17 protein-coding genes are annotated in these 18,552 nt (G+C 45.0%); all 17 read right to left on the bottom strand.

Annotated elements, in window-relative coordinates:
• Position 1 precedes the first annotated feature (1 nt).
• Positions 2 to 1,126, bottom strand: a complete 1,125-nt coding sequence (gene rffA / locus ABNT34_RS18635; protein ID WP_348734778.1) for a dTDP-4-amino-4,6-dideoxygalactose transaminase — start codon at positions 1,124 to 1,126, stop codon at positions 2 to 4.
• Positions 1,127 to 1,155: 29 nt separating this feature from the next.
• Positions 1,156 to 2,109 carry a radical SAM/SPASM domain-containing protein gene (locus tag ABNT34_RS18630; RefSeq protein ID WP_348734351.1) on the bottom strand — a complete coding sequence of 318 codons (954 nt, stop codon included), beginning with the start codon at positions 2,107 to 2,109 and terminating at the stop codon, positions 1,156 to 1,158.
• Positions 2,096 to 2,821, bottom strand: a complete 726-nt coding sequence (locus ABNT34_RS18625) for a WbqC family protein (protein WP_348734349.1) — start codon at positions 2,819 to 2,821, stop codon at positions 2,096 to 2,098. The genes ABNT34_RS18630 and ABNT34_RS18625 overlap by 14 nt, the downstream gene beginning before the upstream one ends.
• Before the next feature lie 13 nt (positions 2,822 to 2,834).
• On the bottom strand, positions 2,835 to 4,427 hold the full coding sequence (locus ABNT34_RS18620) for a hypothetical protein (RefSeq protein ID WP_348734347.1): 1,593 nt from the start codon (positions 4,425 to 4,427) through the stop codon (positions 2,835 to 2,837).
• A gap of 16 nt (positions 4,428 to 4,443) precedes the next feature.
• The gene (gene asnB, locus ABNT34_RS18615; RefSeq protein WP_348734345.1) at positions 4,444 to 6,258 is read right to left on the bottom strand and encodes an asparagine synthase (glutamine-hydrolyzing); all 1,815 of its coding nucleotides are present in this window, start codon (positions 6,256 to 6,258) and stop codon (positions 4,444 to 4,446) included.
• Positions 6,259 to 6,277: 19 nt separating this feature from the next.
• Complete coding sequence (locus ABNT34_RS18610; protein ID WP_348734343.1) at positions 6,278 to 9,100, bottom strand: 6-hydroxymethylpterin diphosphokinase MptE-like protein; 2,823 nt, start codon at positions 9,098 to 9,100, stop codon at positions 6,278 to 6,280.
• 76 nt (positions 9,101 to 9,176) lie between these two features.
• On the bottom strand, positions 9,177 to 9,935 hold the full coding sequence (locus ABNT34_RS18605) for a class I SAM-dependent methyltransferase (protein ID WP_348734341.1): 759 nt from the start codon (positions 9,933 to 9,935) through the stop codon (positions 9,177 to 9,179).
• Between the two features lie 139 nt (positions 9,936 to 10,074).
• Positions 10,075 to 11,265, bottom strand: a complete 1,191-nt coding sequence (gene glf / locus ABNT34_RS18600) for a UDP-galactopyranose mutase (protein WP_348734339.1) — start codon at positions 11,263 to 11,265, stop codon at positions 10,075 to 10,077.
• On the bottom strand, positions 11,225 to 12,181 hold the full coding sequence (locus ABNT34_RS18595) for a glycosyltransferase family 2 protein (protein ID WP_348734337.1): 957 nt from the start codon (positions 12,179 to 12,181) through the stop codon (positions 11,225 to 11,227). The genes glf and ABNT34_RS18595 overlap by 41 nt, the downstream gene beginning before the upstream one ends.
• Positions 12,182 to 12,272: 91 nt before the next feature.
• Positions 12,273 to 12,563 carry a hypothetical protein gene (locus ABNT34_RS18590; RefSeq protein WP_348734335.1) on the bottom strand — a complete coding sequence of 97 codons (291 nt, stop codon included), beginning with the start codon at positions 12,561 to 12,563 and terminating at the stop codon, positions 12,273 to 12,275.
• Positions 12,560 to 13,000 (bottom strand): flagellar export chaperone FliS, encoded by a 441-nt coding sequence (fliS, locus tag ABNT34_RS18585; RefSeq protein ID WP_348734333.1) that lies wholly within the window; start codon positions 12,998 to 13,000, stop codon positions 12,560 to 12,562. The genes ABNT34_RS18590 and fliS overlap by 4 nt, the downstream gene beginning before the upstream one ends.
• A gap of 15 nt (positions 13,001 to 13,015) precedes the next feature.
• On the bottom strand, positions 13,016 to 14,461 hold the full coding sequence (gene fliD / locus ABNT34_RS18580) for a flagellar filament capping protein FliD (RefSeq protein WP_348734331.1): 1,446 nt from the start codon (positions 14,459 to 14,461) through the stop codon (positions 13,016 to 13,018).
• A gap of 18 nt (positions 14,462 to 14,479) precedes the next feature.
• Positions 14,480 to 14,890 carry a flagellar protein FlaG gene (locus tag ABNT34_RS18575; protein ID WP_348734329.1) on the bottom strand — a complete coding sequence of 137 codons (411 nt, stop codon included), beginning with the start codon at positions 14,888 to 14,890 and terminating at the stop codon, positions 14,480 to 14,482.
• A gap of 73 nt (positions 14,891 to 14,963) precedes the next feature.
• Positions 14,964 to 15,788, bottom strand: a complete 825-nt coding sequence (locus ABNT34_RS18570; RefSeq protein ID WP_348734327.1) for a flagellin — start codon at positions 15,786 to 15,788, stop codon at positions 14,964 to 14,966.
• Between the two features lie 483 nt (positions 15,789 to 16,271).
• Positions 16,272 to 17,096, bottom strand: a complete 825-nt coding sequence (locus ABNT34_RS18565; protein WP_348734326.1) for a flagellin — start codon at positions 17,094 to 17,096, stop codon at positions 16,272 to 16,274.
• A 185-nt stretch (positions 17,097 to 17,281) separates the two neighbouring features.
• Positions 17,282 to 18,112, bottom strand: a complete 831-nt coding sequence (locus ABNT34_RS18560; protein WP_348734324.1) for a flagellin — start codon at positions 18,110 to 18,112, stop codon at positions 17,282 to 17,284.
• A gap of 220 nt (positions 18,113 to 18,332) precedes the next feature.
• Positions 18,333 to 18,552, bottom strand: a 220-nt coding sequence (locus tag ABNT34_RS18555) for a flagellin (protein WP_348734322.1), incomplete at its 5' end; no start/stop codon positions are given.

Below are 18,552 nucleotides of genomic sequence, written 5' to 3'. Positions count from 1 at the left end.
ATCAGGCGCTGCGACGCGCCTTGTACTTTTTAAAATAACTAAAAGTGGTATCGATGACTCTGGATTGCGCCTGTTCAGATAAGGTGTTGTAAATCGGCAGCCGGACAATCCTTGAGGCAATGTCTGTCGTATGCACATCTTTGCCACAAAATGTCGAATACTTTTTACCGGCCGGGCTCGAATGCAATGGCACGTAATGGGTTGTTGCTTCGATGTTGTGAGAGCGCATATGCGCAACGAATTGTTCCCGGCTTTCAGTATCTGGTAATAACATGAAGAAAATATGTGCGTTATGCTGGCAATGAGCAGGGATTTTCGGCAGCGTTACCAATCCAGCCTGTTCGATGCCGGTTAATTCCGCAAAGTAGTTTTCCCAAAGTGTCATCCGTAGCGCATTGATCTGCTGCATGCGCTGCAGTTGATCCGCCAGGCAGGCGCCTTGAATTTCGGACATCACATAACTCGACGACAATTCTTGCCAGGTATATTTGTCGATTTCACCACGAATGAACTTTGACCGGTCCGTGCCTTTTTCCTGAAGGATTTCAACGCGTTGCGAAAGCAACTGGTTTTTAACAACTAAAGCGCCGCCTTCGCCTCCGGCATGGATATTCTTCGTATGATGGAAGCTAAAACAACCAAAATCACCGATGCTGCCTAACGGGGAGCCCCGATAAGAAGCTCCAATACCTTGTGCAGCATCTTCAATCACCGCAATGTTGCGATGGCTACAGATATCGCGGATCCGATCCATTTCCGCGGCAACACCTGCATAGTGGACCACGACAACAGCTTTGGTCTTGTCCGTGATGGCAGCTTCCAGCAGGTTTTCGTCGATATTCAGCGTATCCGGCCTGATATCAACAAACACTAAACGCGCACCACGCAGCGCAAATGCACTGGCAGAAGTCACAAAAGTAAAACTCGGCAATATCACTTCATCGCCTGGCTGCAGGTTCACAGCCAAAGCACACATTTCCAGTGATGCGCTGCAGGACGGCGTCAGTAAGACTTTATTGCCTTCCAGATGATCGCTTAAAAATTTTTCACATTGCTTCTTATACGGGCCTGTACCAAGGCTGGTAATAATGTCGCTGCCTAAAGTGGCAGAAAGAGGAGTTGGCATACTGTAAAAAATTTTTTCAGCGGGTGTTTTCATGACATTTCCACCTTCAGATCAGCGACCAAATTTGCATAACCACGACCGGTATCAGGCCACTGAGTCAACTTCCAGTCCGGGCATTGACCACAAAACCCGTGGCAACTGAAATTATTACTCAGATGAGCTTCACGTAACTTCTGCATAAACTCGCCACGCCAGGCGTCAACGATACTCAACTCCCGGAAGTCCCCAACCGTTGGTCCATTGCCCCAATCTGCCGGACAGAAAGCAAGGAAACCTTTGGGATCTAATACGAGGCGTTCCCATGGATAAACACAGGGCCGGCGTCCCGGCTCTTGTTGTCCCGGGTTCGCGTTCATCATCCCTGCAGCGGTGTGCAGATTGCGAATCAGCACTTCGTTGACGCCGCATTCCAGCCAGTACTTTTTGAAATCTAATGCTTCATGCTGATTAAGTGGTTGATTGATAAAACTGACGACAACTTTAGTCCGGGCACCGAGCTGCCGGATACGTTCCAGCATCCGGTTGACATTGCGATCGACCTGTTCCAGTCGGCCACCGCGAACTTTCTGGTATGTTTCTGCGGTAAAGGCATCAATACTGACATCAATCATATGGAGCCCGGACGCAATCAATTGCTCCATTTTCTTTTCGTTTAAAATGGTACCGTTTGTCGTCAATGTCACGAATGTGCCACTGTGATCTACCGCATACTGAATCATTTCATGTGCTTGCGGATGCATCAGCGGTTCGCCATTACTGGTGTAACGAATGTATTGGCAGCTGTCCCGACCCGCTTTGGCAACTTCATCGACCAGTTTCTTATTTAACTCAGGATCTAAATGCCGTGCACCGTAGTGTTCCGACAGTTTAAATACCGGATGAGGGCAATGCACACACTTAAGATTGCAGACCTCGGTCGTGTCAACCACTATCTGCGACGGGAAATCAGCTGTGAGCCGATCATAAAAGTCATATCGCGGCATGTTTTTGCTCCCGCATAACGCTATTCAGGTACTGAGACGCATTAGGTCCAAGCGCCAGTAATATATCCAGCACACTTACAGCTGGGGTAAAATCGCCATGTAATTGTGAATAAGCAGTCCAAGGACCGTAACTCATCCATTCAACCTTAATGCCATGCCGGGTGAACAACTCAACATCCAGGTAGGCCTGAGCTGCTGGTCCACTTACATAAACATCAGCTTTTCGCTGCAGGCACAACTCAAGTAATCTTTCAGATGCGCTATATGTTCCAGCTTCAGCGATAACTTCACTATCGGCCATCAGCGGAGTATCTATAGCTAAAATTTGACAAATTCTGCTTATTAACAGTTGATTTACTGCAGACAACGATGGAAAGGCAGCGACTTCGTCAAATAAAGCTTTGATAACTGGAGACATCTCCTGCCAACACACTGCTTTAGAATAGTTTTGCTTTATCTTCTGCCAGTGTTTTTCCGTCCATTGCTTATCAGAAATAGTCGTTTCAGCAATGGTTTGACTGCGGCTGGTATGCACCACCGGAACAGTCAGCCATTCCAATCCGGTTTGTGTCTTAATCTTGTTCCTGTTTCGCCAATCACGCACCGTGTACTGTACGTCGTCCAAAAACACAAATTCGTCGACGCTCTTAATCAACTGAAAATAGCCCAACCAGGGCACATAATTTGACTGAACTATCGCAATTTTTTTCATCGCGGTGTCAACTCTAATAAATCCGGTAAATTTTATTGCGCGAAATACCGGCTGACAGTAATTGTTCCTGCATCTCAACCCAATAATCAGAAGCCAGTACGATAAAATCTATTTCGTTACAAAGGTCTGCAGCAAATGCGCAGATAGGTACACCGAAATACAACTGGCCATGTTTGGCAGTACTGTTGTCAAAATAGCGCACTATATCGACCTGCACAGCTTCGGGATTGCGTTCATTGTGACAGTTGACCAGACGAAGCCAACGTCTGGCCCCGGCGCCAGTACCAAAAACCGCAATTTTTACTGATTTTTGTTGCGACTTTATCAGGTAATGGAAAGACTGCGGCAATACATTGACAGGTTCATAAACAATCCGTTGATGAAATTCGGCTTTGTGCATATATGCCTGGATCTTTGGCAAGATTACGGCTGGGCTGTGAAACGCACGGACATAATCAAGACAACGTTTGGCATGAACTTCAAGCTGAGCTTTATCAGCCATAATCTGCCGAAACATTTCCAGTAAATCAGAGCGAAACGCCGTTTTTTGTCCTATCAGGTCCAGATATAATGATGAGCCTTCATCAAATTCATCAGCGGCGTCCGCGAGCCAACAGCCCTTAACAAAGCGGCCATATCCTTTTACTGCAGAGTCAATCGCAATGACTGGTAAACCAAGCGCAGCAAAAAAATAAGCGGAGGAGCCCATTGCAATATAAGCATCGAATCCATTGTCACGGATGAGCTGCAAAATTTCCTGCTCATTCTTCTTTCCGTGCTGAATCATTCTGAATGAAGTATTTTGCTGAAGTGCACTGATTTCAGAACTATAAGCGAAATCGCCGTAGCCTATCAGATGAAACTCGATATCTATTTCATCACTCGCCAAGATGTTCAATGACTCTACAATCTTTTTAATAGACTCATTTTTAAAAAAATCGTAGCGCCCCATCCAGAGTAATTTAAAGCGATTTGATTCCGAATTACAGCGATAATTGAACACATCTTGTGGCAAATTAACAGGCACAGTTGCAAGAAATCTACAGTGAAGCTCTATATCAAAATAATACTCGTTATACCTTCTAAATATATCATTCGGATACCATAACGAGTTTGTAGCATCCAGCGCGTTGAATAAATCTCGCTGAAAAAACCAATAATCATCGATCACTCTTGGCTTAAAAGCACGATGTCCATCATAACCTGTATCAGGATGCCAAGTGCTCCAGGCCTCAGGGTGTAAAACTCCAGAAAGCACTTTCACTCGGGTAGATGAATTAAAAATATAATTCGTCAGTTGGACGTTTATCAGATAGCTAGATAAAATAAAAAAATCACCTGCATATAAACTCAGTATGCGGTTGCCGAGCGTTTCAAGCTCAGATCGGTGTAATAAATCTACATTATACTCAGTTGCCTCTGGTACATCGAAATACACTACTCTGCCAGACAAATCGGAAAGTGCTTTGCGTATAATTCCGTTTGTTACCGTCAGAATAATAACATCAGCACCCTCCTGCGCGACTAAAAAACGAACAAATAATGCGTTAAATGTCTCGGCTCCACCGACATCAATTGATGTGTCGACAATGATATAGTTGGCCATAGCCCCTCAACTATAATTAGTATTCATCAATATCAAACCTAGATGGATTTTCTCTTAGCCACAATTCCAATAACCAAACAGCCCAAAGATGATAAAGACTCCAGGATGGCAGCACATGCTGAAATAGATCAACAATACGTTCTCCGCGAAACACAGTTTCTAAAATAAAACCATTGCGGGATTCGCGATGAATACTTTCTTTCAAAGGAAATAATGCCTGAGCCATTAATGGGTCGATGCCGAAGCCTTTTTTAGGTCTATTCAGCCAATCTAGAGGAATATATCGAGAACCTACCTGGCGTAACAAATATTTGCCACGATCATTGTTCAATAATGACGAAGTTGGTAAAGAACCCGCAAATTGTACAACTTCAGGACTCAGATATGGTGTCCGGCATTCGAGACTATGCGCCATACTCATCCGATCAACCTTTGCCAATACTTCAGCAAGATAACAATTGGCATCAGCTTGCCTCATCCGGTGCAAAACATGTCTGTGGTCCATGTCGATGCTTCGCCTACGGCTTAACAACAGATCTGCACAAAAATCAGGTACTTGCCCAAAAAGACGACGCAAATATGCATCTGGGAACAACAAAGACAGCAGGCTGTAGTACGCCCGTCCGACATGCCAGCTACGATTCGCGATGTCTGTTTCTCTTCCCTGACTCTGCTGAATGACCTCTTGATATCTGGGGTAGCCGCCAAAGATCTCGTCACCACCGTCACCGGTGATTGCAACAGTCACATGTTGTCTTGCAAGCTGAGCAAGAAAATAAGTCGGAACGCACGAACTGTCTGCGTTAGGTTCATCGAGTAACCCTGCAATTGTTTTTATGTGGTATTGATAATCGGCAGGTTCGATCATTAATTGGAAATGCTCTGTTCCAAGAACTCGAGCCATCTCCGCAGCTTCCAGATGCTCGCTTGACGGCATATGATTAAAACCTAGAGAAAATGTTTTAATCTCCCTGCCAATTTTTCGTTTAATCAGTGCAACAGCGGTAGATGAATCAACGCCTCCGGACAAGAATGCGCCTACCGGTACATCCGCGACCAGGCGCCGCTTTAAGGACTTAACCAGCAAATGTTCTAGCTGGTCGGCCTGCTCTTCAATAGAGTCAGTGCGGAAATCACCCGGGTTCCAGAAAAAATACTTAGAACAGTTTAAAACTCCACTGCTGCCAATTCGCAGCATACTCCCCTCTTCGACCTTGAAGCATTTGGCATAAATGGTATTCGGCGCCGGAATATGTTGAAAGGCCAGGTAGGCAGCAATATGACCACGAGTTATGAGCGGATCAAATCCGGGCAGACATGTTAATACTTTTAGTTCCGAAGCAAATGCAAAAAGGCCATTTTGAAAAGTATAATACAGAGGTTTTTCACCGAAAGCGTCCCTTGCTAACAGCAAGCTCTTTTTTACTTCATCATAAAATGCAAATGCAAACATTCCGTCTAAATGAGTAATAAAATCCGTACCGCGAACAACTAATCCATTTAATAAGACTTCAGTATCACTCTGCGTGTGAAAAAAAACACCAGAATGTTCTAAATCCGCCCGCAACGTATCATAATTATAAATCTCACCATTGAATACTAACGAATGCCTTCCATCAATGCTCAACATCGGCTGGCGACCGTTCACACTTGTGTCAATGACGCTCAATCTACGGTGTCCCAAGATACACCTTTCGTCAGTAGATACAAAGTAACCAACATCGTCCGGTCCACGATGGATCATTTTCGAAGTCATTTCTTTGACAACGTTCAGTAGAATGGTACCCGGCAAGGGACTATTGATGTTAAATATACCGGCTATGGCACACATGTAGCCCTCACTCTACGAATTAATTCACAGAACCATCGAACATTTCTTTGACAGTCACACTATCAAAATCTAACGGACCACCGATGTACCTGGCCATCGCTTCAATTATAAAATCTTTGTACGTTGTCACGACAAAATTAAATGCCTTCAAAATATCTTCATCACCATCTACTAAATTTGCAGCAATTTTTGTCATCACTGCGGCAAAATAGTTAGAACTTCCATGGAATATATAAAATGTCATGTCATCCCACAAAATGGCCCGGTCTCGGAAAAAATCCCAGTGTTTCTCGAGCATGAATCTTGCATCTGATTCTGTTTTCACTTCATGTTCTAATATACCCAATAATTCCTGCGTACTGGCCTTTATTTTTTCATGATCAAACTTTCTAAACACTTTCAAAGCAATGCTAGGGTTCAATATGTAAAATGACTGTTCAATCAATTTGGAAACAACACTCTCTTTGTCTACCTTATTTTCATGAATCAAAATATTTTCAGGAAGCAGTGAAAAAGAGCCCTTCAGCTTAACGCCGTTACTACAATTATAGACTTCAATTGCACCATTCTTACTTGCTATGGCTTGCTCAAGCAACTTCTTGGAGACTAAAAACTCAGGTTTAGAAAAAACGCTTGGAGCAAAATTGCCCTCAACATTCAATCCACCACCATGCAGACCTTGATAGTCATATACTTCTGAACCATCATCTTTGTAATAGGCTGAATGCGATGAATGGTGCTTGCTTACATCAACATAACCAAGGTCAACGCCAAACAAATAAAAATATTTAAATCCCCAGCGAGTGAAATAGTTCAACACCAGATTTGTTACTGTGGGGTACGCATAAGATAGTGAAGCACAATCATAACCATCTAGTTTCAACTGCGTATTAAATATATATGAGGACGCTTCACCGTCTTTAAACGCGAGTAAGGTTTCCTTAAAAAGATCTGCGGTATTTGGATGGATTCCATTTACGCTAACTAGTCTAATATCTTCAACATATTGTGGGTCATTTACTTGTTCAACCCAATCATATGTCGCTCGGTTCTGTTCGATTTCAGCATGAAAATCCGGTTTAATCCCGTTCGCATGCAGAGCTTTCAAAGCGGTTCCGCAACTGACTACTATTACCTTGCTTCTATGCTGTAAAATATGCTCTAAGCATTCATCTAAGCTTGGGCCATTGCCAATCACGAAAACAGGCAAATCAAACGCACTAGACGTCTTGTCAATGCCCTGCTCCTTCATAAATCGATGACCGATCGCAATACTATTATAGGTGTGAGCAATGCCAAATCTTGCGTGATCATAATACTCACCAAGCGCTAACACTACCTTCAGCTCAGATCGCAGCTCAAATATTGAACGTTGCATCTTCTGATTATAGTATCCTGACAGCATGTAGGTATCGGCTATTTTATAGGCACCCACCTGATAAAACTGAGACATGAGATCATGAAAATACGTTGATCCGTCGCCACCAAGATTTAAATACAATCGGCTTTTATTTTCATCAGTCTTTTTGAATATACTGCTGTAATCAACAACAAACAGACTGGCATAAAAGAAATCAAGATTTGGCTCACAAATGAATAGATTGTCTACATCGTGCCGAGACAAGATATTTTCAACATGTTTTCCCAGAGCCATACCAAATGTCATCTGACAATTTATTTTGGGAGGTAACTTGCATTTTTTAACGACAGTTTTGTCAAGAATATTTCGACTAAACGCTTCAACACAACTGAAATGCAGATGCTGATATAACTTACCGGTAGATTTCATACCAATAACTACATCATCTTTGAATGGATGCTCGGTGAAATAATCAGCAATTTCTTGTGATTCTGCTTCCAAATTTTCGTAAAAGAGCGCTCTTCTTTCCTTGTGGTACAGATTTGGCTGACCATCATCGTCTTCCACAAGGAACCAGCGTTTTGGCGAATATTCGTTCATGCTCTGCCAAATTTCTGGATAGTATGACCTGAGGGCAGCCATGTTATTTTCAAACAAAGAAAGGCCTTCTTCGTTATTGTATAACTTTTCCTGATAATAACTATTTACATTTTTTGCATGCTCTGGCACATAATCAGCACTATCTGTATATCCATCAAAATAGCGTTTCGTTTTAATCTGTGAATGTAAATCACCGGAATTTGACATCAGGTAATTTATAACGTCATCCATTACAGGGTGAAATTGATGTCTGTAAACAAACACCTCATCAAGCTCGGGTATAACTTGTAACAGCTCGCCCAAATCTTCGTTTATTGATGAGGCATCAGAACCGATTTGGACAAAAATGTGGGTATCCAGTGCTCTGGCACTCTCCAGCAGCAAATCCCAGGCATGTGCCTGCACTGAAGCGACCAGCATATCCAAATTAGGCTCATAAATGACCAGGAATTTAATCCGGCAACCGTTGATCAGTTCAGATAAGTGATAGCCAAGTCCCATGCCAAAAACAAGCAGCACATCAACTTTGGCAGGTAAAGGCTTGTGCCTCCAGGAGAGACCATCTTTCTTATTCAAACTGAAATAGCTAGCTTTTTTGGTATACTGGCTAAACTCCAGCGCAACTTCTTCTTGTGGCTCATTGCCGTAAAAAGCACGCCCACTCGAAAAATCAACAATATTAAGCTGACCTGTTTTTGTACAGAAAATGGAATATTGTTGTACTTTATGCTCATTTACAATATCAACCAGGTTCGGTATGTTATCTCTAAACGCAGCGATATTACTCTTTATATTACGAGAAATATCACTCGATACCTTCTGCTCAAGTTCTTGCTGTTTATCTTGATCATCAAGCAACTGATATTGTATAAATTTCAACATTTATAATAAATTCCCACTACAAATATCACAGAGAACAGACGGGAGTGTAGTTCAGAATAATCAGATCCTCTGTCCGTCAGAGTGAAAAACTCGGATAGTTTCCATCTTGTCCCTGCTTCATTGTAAACAGGGGAAACAAATGATCTGGAACTTCAACCAGATTGGGATACTTTTTGATATTTTCAGTCACTTTCTGCAAATTTCGGCTTGTCCTTTTCATAAGGACGACATCAGCCCAATCGCGACCATTCATAGCGACAGGAACAAAATCTGAGTATTTCATAAAAGTCAACACTGCCTGTAAAACCCCTAAATTTTGTTTTCTGCCAAGATCAGATATCAAGCAGTCATTTAAAAAGATAAATCCATCATCAGAAACCTTATTTGACCAATACATCAAGTCTCTTAAGACATATTCATATTGGTGATTTGCATCTATATATATTAGATCTAATGATTTATCATCAAACTTTTCTAAAATTGTAAATGAATCAGATTTTATTATTTCTATTTTTTCATTGCCTTTGAATCTTTCCAATGTGTAGTTGTGCGTTGCGTCGAATGTGCTCTGCTGCGTAGTGGGTCCGCCAAAGAACTCAGAGAAAGATTCATAAGGTTCGATATAATATGGAGTTGACTCAAAGTTACAATATGTTTTCATAACTTGTTCTGCAGACCAAGAATCAATCAGAAACATCTTTTGAAAATCGAGATGGCGAAGCATAAAATCTGAAAATTCGCCGCGATGCACTCCCAACTCACAGATATTATTTAATTTTATTTGGTCCAGAATAGAAATCATCATCCGATGCCGACTAGATAAAAATAAGTACATAAAAGCGTCCCCTCTATAATGAGCGTTTGGTGCTGCTTGAGATTAACTGCCGATGACTTTTGTAGAAATCAAGACTAGGAACGGGCAATTAGTAGTCTGGCAGATGATCTAAACAAATTTTATGCCAACTAAGAAAACTTCAGCTTGTCAGGAATTTGGCACTGAAAATGGAAAGTGCATTGGCAACGGCATCATCCATATTAAAGTACTTGTACTCCGCAAGCCGGCCCAATACCACTAACTGCGGATATTGAGCTGCTAACGCCTGATACTGCTGATATCGCTGTTGGTTTTCACTGGTAAACACCGGGTAATACGGAATATTCTTCGCCGGGTCATTTTTGTCGTAGTCCTGAGGATACTCCAGCACTACGGTAGTGCCAGCACCAGTGTCACCCAGAATATGCTTGAATTCGGTGATACGGGTCAAATCTGGCGCCAGCGGATAATTCACCGTCGTTGCAGTTTGGTAATACGGATATTCATAGCTTTGAAACACAAACTGCAGTGAACGGTATGGCAAATCACCACATTGATAAGCAAACAATTGGTCCAACATACCGGTATAGATCACAGTGCCTGGAAAAACCTCGCCGTCGAAACTGACTTTGCCATCAGCCAGCGTCAACCGGGTTAACGCATCAACACCGGTCTTGGCATCGATATTCGGGTGCGCCAGCATAGCGCCAATCATTTGACTATAACCGCCAAGCGGCATCGCCTGATAAGTATCGTGGAAATATCGATCATCGCGACTCAGTACCACAGGCACCCGGGATAACACCGCCGGATCTATCTGCTCTGCACTGATGCCCCACTGGCGCATGGTGTACTGCACAAAAATATTGTCATAAATCCAGTCGGCCAGTTCCTGCAAAGCGGCAACACCGGATTGACGTAAATCCAGAATCGGCACCCGTGCACCGACACCATAACGTTCTATTAATTGCTGTTCCAGCAACTTGGCCTGCTCTGGTTGGTACAAGCGGTACAATGAGTTCAAATTAAATGGCAGCGGGATTTGTAAATCACCGATTTTCGCCAGCACTTTATGTTCATAAGGCTGCCATGTCGTGAAACGACTCAAATAGTCCCAGACCGGCTTTTTGTTGGTATGAAACAAATGCGGCCCATATTTGTGGATGAGACAGCCATACTTATCGCGTTCATCAAAGCAATTACCAGCCAAATGTGGCCGCTGGTCCAGCACCAACACCCGCCAGTTCAGCACTGTGGCCATTTGTTCAGCCATCACAGCACCGGACAAACCGGCGCCGACAACTATCGCGTCATACTGCATGCTCACCCCACAGAAATTGACGGACATCATCTGGATTTGCCCGTAACTCAAACGCTTGCTGATGTCGGCCGTCGAACCATATTGGCTGCCCGGCTGAACGTTCTATCATCTGCAAAAATAAATCATCTTCCAGATTTTTCAGGAAAAACAACGCGGCAGCAAAATATTGATGGTTCACACCGAGTTGAATTACATCCGAGTCCACGCCAAAACGTTCACCGAGCCGGCAAGCGCTGACTAATTCCTCAGTGACCTGCACGCGCCGCGCGGCACTTTGCTGAGTCATCGCACAAAAACTATTTGGGTGCACCCGATAACGACCGAGTACTTGTGGTATCAGGTCAAGTGTGCCCTGTAAAAAACCGGCATTCATAATATGCCAGGGATAGTCACAAATGACTTTACTGCCGTGATCCAATGCCTGTAGCAATGAATCGTGGCGGCGGAACATAATGCTGCTCGCCTGTAGGAAAGTACCATAGCGAATTAAATGGCTGATATCGGCTTGTTGTGGAATATAACCGGCATTATAAAACTCTTTGGAATACCACTTGAGGCGGGCCCCGGTCACAGTATCAAACATATCCGATTCGTGATAACTGATAGCGCAGCCGGGATTTGCGTCCAGATAATCTACCTGCGCCTGCAATTTGCCGGGCAGTGCGACATCGTCGCCATCCAGATAAGCAATATAGTCGCCACGAGCCGCCCGCAGCAGGTTCGCCATGCTGCCAGTCAAACCGGTATTTTGTACATTATCCAGTACTTTTAACTGCGGATAAGCTGGTTCAAGATAACGGATCACATCACGAGTGTTGTCTGGCGAGCAGTCATTACACACCAGCACTTCAAAATCAAAAGTCGTCTTCTGCGCTAAAACGCTGAGTAAACACTCATGGATATAAGCAGAAAATTTATAGGCGGGGATAATGACACTGAGTTTCATGCGTGACTCCGGCATTAAAATACGCTAAGCATGCCCTCAGCACGCAACAAGCTACAGCATAAGCGGTCAGCAGAAATGCGACAACAATTAGTCAGAAATTACCATAGCTATCAATAGCTTTTCGGCCGTTTTGCAAATTGAGTAATGCACCGCCGACCCGTTGGCGCTCATCGGCGACCTGCTGTTGACGTGCCTGCACCCAAGCCAGCTCAGCCTCCAGCACAGCTTTGTCAGCTGCGGTCGCGTTAGCACAAAACGCTTCCAGTTCCTGCTGATATTGCGCCCAGGAATCCGCAAACTCGCTGAGGTCATAGTCTTCGATGGTCAGCAGCATTTCAATCACCGCTTTACGCTGTGCAATGCTGGTCAGCTGGTTATTCATGCCGACGCCAGATTTTGCCGGGAATCGCGGTCGGCCAACATCCGGAAGCCAAGTTCACGTTCACTGACCGGGATTTGGTCCCAGGCCGATTTGATTTTTAACATGATTTCGATGACGTCATCGATTTTCTCAACACTGCTTTCGCGACTGGCCAGCATCAGGTGATTGACCATAAAATCATATAAAGACCAGAGATTCTGCGACACTTCGCCACCTGCATCCATATCCAGCGAATGCTGTAATGCGGTGATAATGCTCATGGCTTTGGACATAGTCTGCGATTTGCCGACAAAATCTTTCCGTTCGATACAACCACGGGCTTTGGCCATATTCTCCAAGGATCCCTGCATCAACAGTTGAATGACTCGATGCGGATCTGCCACCGCCAGGTCGTTTTTTACACCGACCGATTTATATGCGTTGATACCGTAACTCATCTGAAACTCCTGTGATCATCGGATGCTGGACAAAGACGCCAGCTGCGAACTTAACATTGATGACGTGCTTTGCAACTGACCTAACTGCGAGTCCAGCGCGCCATAACGTTGTCGCAATGTGTTCTCGTAACTTTCTATATATCGGGTGTAAGCTTCACGATCTTTAGTATTTTTTGTCAGACTGTTTTTAAGTGATGTTTCTTTGTTCTCCAGTAAACCGCCTTTTTGGGTGAACTGGGTGACCAAATTGGTGATAGTTGTGTTGAAGCCATCTGAGTTGCCAAATAATTTGGCAATGCCATCAAAGTTATCTTTCAGCGCCGCATCCAGTCGCTCGCGACCGGATGAAGTGCCAATTTTAGTAGAAGAAATCTCTAACCGACCATTGTTGGTCATGGTAATACCCATCGCGTAGAGATTGTTCAGGCCTGGCTCTGCAGAGCCCACTGCTTTGCCTAGTGCACCAGTTACCATATTGAGCATGCTACGGACCGTCGGATCACTATTTAACGCGCCACCTTCACTGACGACAGTCTTGCCGTCAGAACCCAGCACACGATTTTTAGTCAGCGCTTCGACTTCAGTGACAAGACCGTTGTAAGTATCAATAAAGGCTTTCAGCTTATCTTCAGTACCTTTTTTGTCAGTAGCTATAGTTAAAGTTGCGTTGTTACCGTCCGGCGTCACATTTTGTACTGTAAATTCAGTATCCTGCAGCGCATTAGTGAAGGTATTGGTTTTGCTAAAGGTGCTGATGCCATCGATAATAACTTCGGCACTGGCAGCGGCTTTGGTTACAGTTAATCCTGCTGTTCCACCACTATTGGGTACAGTGGAAATGGCATCCAGCGCAGCATTATTGTTGGTAATACTTAAATCGTTGGCAGCGCCGGTAATGCTTGAGGTCAGCACCAACTTGGTCCCTACCGCACCACCCGCATTGATAATGTTGGCACTGACACCAAAATTATCTTTATTACTGTTGATGGCCTGACGCAGCTCGTCGAGCGTCATATTGGCGGTGACATTGACCTTAAAGCTTTTACCACCGGCGCCGAAGGTTAACTCCCCCGCCGTTGTACTGACAACAGCAGAGGCATTTGCGTACGCCGCGTCAGCGCTTTCCACTCTGCTGCCTGAAGCTAATGTTTTGACTTTCATATCAAACACACCAGGAGCTGCTGTAGTTTTCGCCGTCGCTTCCAGGTATGTTTTGGTATCTGTGGGTTGTTTGACAGTTGCAGTACGGGCGTTGAGGTTATCCAGACTCAACGCCTTGACTGCATCCTGAAATTTAGACATTGCAGATTTCAGTTTGCCGTAACCAGACAAGGAGGAATCCAGGCTTTTTTTAGTGTCATCTAAACGGGCTTCTTTCGTCATCCGTTCAGCTTTCACCAATTGTGTGACCAAACTTTCCAGATCTAAGCCAGAGGCCGACCCTAGGGCACGGATAGCCATGATTTCTCCTCGCTGTATTTACACCTTACTGTTGATCAGCAAACCTGTTGCTGACCCGAGATCATCTTGCAACTTTTTGATTGCACTTGCCATTTTCAGCACTTCTTCGCCAGGGATCTGCCGGATCACATCTTTGGTTTCAAAGTCGATGACTTTTACCACAGCTTTTCCGGAGTTCTCATCCACTGAAAAATTCAGTGTACGCATCTGTGCATTCACAAACTGGTTAATGCTTTCTACCGCATCCCCAAGCTCTGCCGCCGTCGGTGCTGGCTGAGCTTTAGTTTGCGCGGCATCCTCAGCAGGTAGCTTTGTTGCCTCCTGAGACTGTCGGGTTGCAGTCCTGACCTCTTGGTCGACCACAGCAAGTCCTTGCGGTGGTTGTACATTCCGTTGGTTTCTACCAACGTTCAGTTCGACTGAGTTCATGATCTGTCACCTCTTATCGGCCGGCGTGGCGGTAACTTAAATAAAGTTTCCGCCCGACCGGACAACATCAGAATTAACCCAGTAAAGATAATGCAGATTGCGGACGAGTGTTAGCTTGCGCCAATACTGTTGTACTCGCTTGTTGCAAAATCTGTGCCCGTGTTAATTCCGCAGTTTCTTTCGCGAAGTCAGTATCACGGATCCGGCTACGTGCAGCGGATACGTTTTCTACGACGTTACTTAAGTTACGGATGGTTGACTGGAAGCGGTTTTGTAAAGCACCGAGGTCAGCACGTTTGCTGTCGATAGTCTTAATTGCGCTGTCAATAGTGGCTAGCGCAGTTGAAGCGCCACCGACAGTTGCAATTGATAAACTGGCTAAGCTCAGACCTGACGCACCGAAACCACCAGCACGAGACAGGTTCACACTGATAGTCTGACCAGCGTTTGCACCAACCAGGAATTTGGCAGAGTAACCGCCTTTCAGAATATCCACACCACCAAACTGGGTGTTTTGTGCGATACGGCTGATCTCTGTTTTCAGCGCAGACACTTCTTTTTGCAGCGCTGTGCGGTCTGCAGAGTTGTTGATACCGTTTTGAGATTGAACGGCCAGTGTACGGATACGCTGCAGAGAGGTTGTGATCTCATCCAAAGCACCTTCAGCAACCTGAGAGGCAGAGATACCGTCATTCGCGTTACTGATTGCCTGATTCAGACCATTCACCTGAGAAGTTAAACGGTTACTGATTTGCAAGCCTGCGGCATCGTCCGCGGCGCTGTTGATACGGAAACCTGAAGACAGACGTTTATAGGCTGTGTCCAGAGCTGTACCTGAAGTTAATAATTGGCGCTGCGCGTTCAGCGCCGAGACGTTGGTGTTTACTGCTAAAGCCATAAGTCACTCCTTAAAAGTTGGGTCAGGTCTGCAAACCGTCAGCAACTTCTTGATTAAGCGGATTCCCGCAATTTTCGCCAAACTGCAATTTGGCTTAACTGGGGTATCGGCAACAACTTTCAGGACTTTAGAAAAAAAAGGCAATTTTTTTCCTTTTTTATCAAATAAAAATAATTCACTTATTTATCAAATGCTTAAATCATGCATTTTTTTGCCTTCTCAGCAAAAAATCTTCAAGAACGGCAGTTATCGGCCATCATCCGAGTCTAACGCTTCGCTGATTTGCAAAAGTTTGCCGTCAGGTCAACAGTTCTGACCGCATTGACTTAAGTGAGGATGGGCTGAAGGTTGGAATGAGTGCTGGAGACTGGGCAGGCCAAAGGCCGGAACAATTAGCATGGCGCTAAAATAAGAGCGCCCCTGCCCGGTAACCGGACAGGGGCGTTCGTCCCTGAAGCATCCTGTTTCCTGCTAGCTGCCGGATTAACCCAGCAGCGATAACGCAGATTGTGGACGCTGATTTGCCTGTGACAGGATAGTAGTACTGGCCTGTTGCAGGATCTGCGAGCGGGTCAGTTCAGCTGTTTCTTTGGCGAAATCAGTATCCCGGATCCGGCTACGCGCAGATGACACGTTTTCAACGATATTACTCAGGTTACGGATCGTGGACTGGAAGCGGTTTTGCAACGCACCTAAATCCGCCCGCTTGCTGTCGATTGTTTTGATTGCACTGTCAATACTGGCTAATGCAGCAGAGGCGTTCGCAATAGTCGCAATCGACAAAGATCCGATATTTAACCCTGACGCACCAAAACCACCTGCTCTTGACAGATTGACACTGATATTTTGGTTCGCATTTGCACCCACCAGAAACTTGGATGAATAGTTACCATTTAACAGTGCCACACCACCAAACTGGGTTGTGGTTGCGATCCGGCTGATTTCCGTTTTCAGCGCGGAGACTTCTTTTTGCAATGCTACCCGGTCAGCCGAGTTGTTAATCCCGTTTTGGGATTGAACCGCCAGCGTACGAATGCGTTGCAAGCCGTTGGTAATTTCGTCCATCGCACCTTCAGCCGTTTGTGCCAGAGAAATACCATCATTGGCGTTTCGAATGGCCTGATCCAAACCCTGGATCTGACTGGTTAAGCGGTTGCTGATTTGCAAACCCGCTGCATCGTCAGCTGCACTGTTAATGCGAAAGCCTGACGATAAACGTTTAAACGAACTGTCCAGTGAATTGCCTGAGTTAATCAGCTGACGCTGAGCATTTAACGCTGAAACGTTAGTGTTTACATATAATGACATAGCGTCATCCTCCGGTTGTGTAATACGTAGCCATATAAGCCGTCCTCTTTTCTTCGACAGGTGCCGCCGTTCTCTGGTCAGGCTGCAGTGTCATAAGTCATTGTCATGGTCTGGTCGATAAATGCTGGAAGACTCCAGACCGCTTGATATTCAGCGGGGCGCTACCGCCCCGGTTCAGTTCAGCCTTAACCCTGCAGCAGCGATAATGCTGACTGTGGTCTCTGGTTGGCCTGTGACAAAATCGTGGTACTGGCCTGCTGCAGAATTTGCGAGCGGGTCAGTTCTGCGGTTTCTTTGGCAAAATCGGTATCTTTGATCCGACTGCGTGCAGACGAGACGTTCTCCACAATGTTGGATAAGTTGCGGATGGTGGCCTGGAAACGGTTTTGAATAGCACCGAGGTCCGCCCGTTTGGAGTCGATCACTGTGATAGCACTGTCAATTGACGTCAGGGCAGCTGAAGCCCCAGCCAGTGTCGCAATCGATAAGTTCGCCAGGTTCAGACCTGAAGTTCCATAACCACCACCGGGACGGGAAATGTTCACGCTGATATTCTGACCCGCATTCGCCCCCACCAGGAACGTGGAAGAATATTTGCCGTCCAGCAGTTTCACGCCCCCGAACTGAGTCGTGGTCGCGATACGGCTGATTTCAGTTTTTAACGCAGAAACTTCTTTTTGCAGAGCCAGACGGTCACCAGAACTATTGATACCGTTCTGCGATTGCACCGACAGCACACGAATACGCTGCAGGGCTGTGGTAATTTCATCCATCGCACCTTCGGCAACCTGCGATAGTGAAATACCGTCATTCGCGTTGCGGATAGCCTGGTCCAGACCCTGAATTTGGCTGGTTAACCGGTTACTGATTTGCAGACCTGCCGCGTCATCAGCCGCACTGTTAATACGGAAACCAGAGGATAAACGCTGGAAAGAAACATCAAGGTTCTTACCAGAGTTAATAAGTTGACGTTGGGCGTTTAACGCCGATACGTTGGTGTTGACAAATAATGCCATGGTTCTTTCTCCTGAACTTATATTTAATGACGCGAGACATCTTTATATTATTTAACTCGCTCATTATATTTATCGGAGAAATAAAAATATTCTTTAGCTGTTTTGAATAATTTTTTAATTTAAAAATGTAATGAATAAAAAAGGCCATACAATATTGTATGGCCAATGAGCAAAAGCTCAGGAGTTGTATCAAACCTTTAAAGTATTGTTCTTATTTTTATTAGCCTTGCAATAAGGATAAAGCTGATTGTGGCCGTTGATTCGACTGCGCCAGAATGGTTGTGCTGGCCTGCTGTAAAATCTGGGCACGGGTTAATTCTGCTGTTTCTTTCGCAAAATCAGTGTCGCGGATCCGACTGCGCGCTGATGACACGTTTTCGACGATATTCGACAAGTTCCGGATCGTTGACTGGAAGCGGTTCTGAATCGCACCCAAATCT

The sequence above is a fragment of the Rheinheimera texasensis genome (genome assembly GCF_964031785.1).
GTDB lineage: Bacteria > Pseudomonadota > Gammaproteobacteria > Enterobacterales > Alteromonadaceae > Pararheinheimera > Pararheinheimera texasensis_A.
Note: the sequence above shows the minus strand (reverse complement) of the source record. Positions and strands in the feature narration are given on the sequence as shown.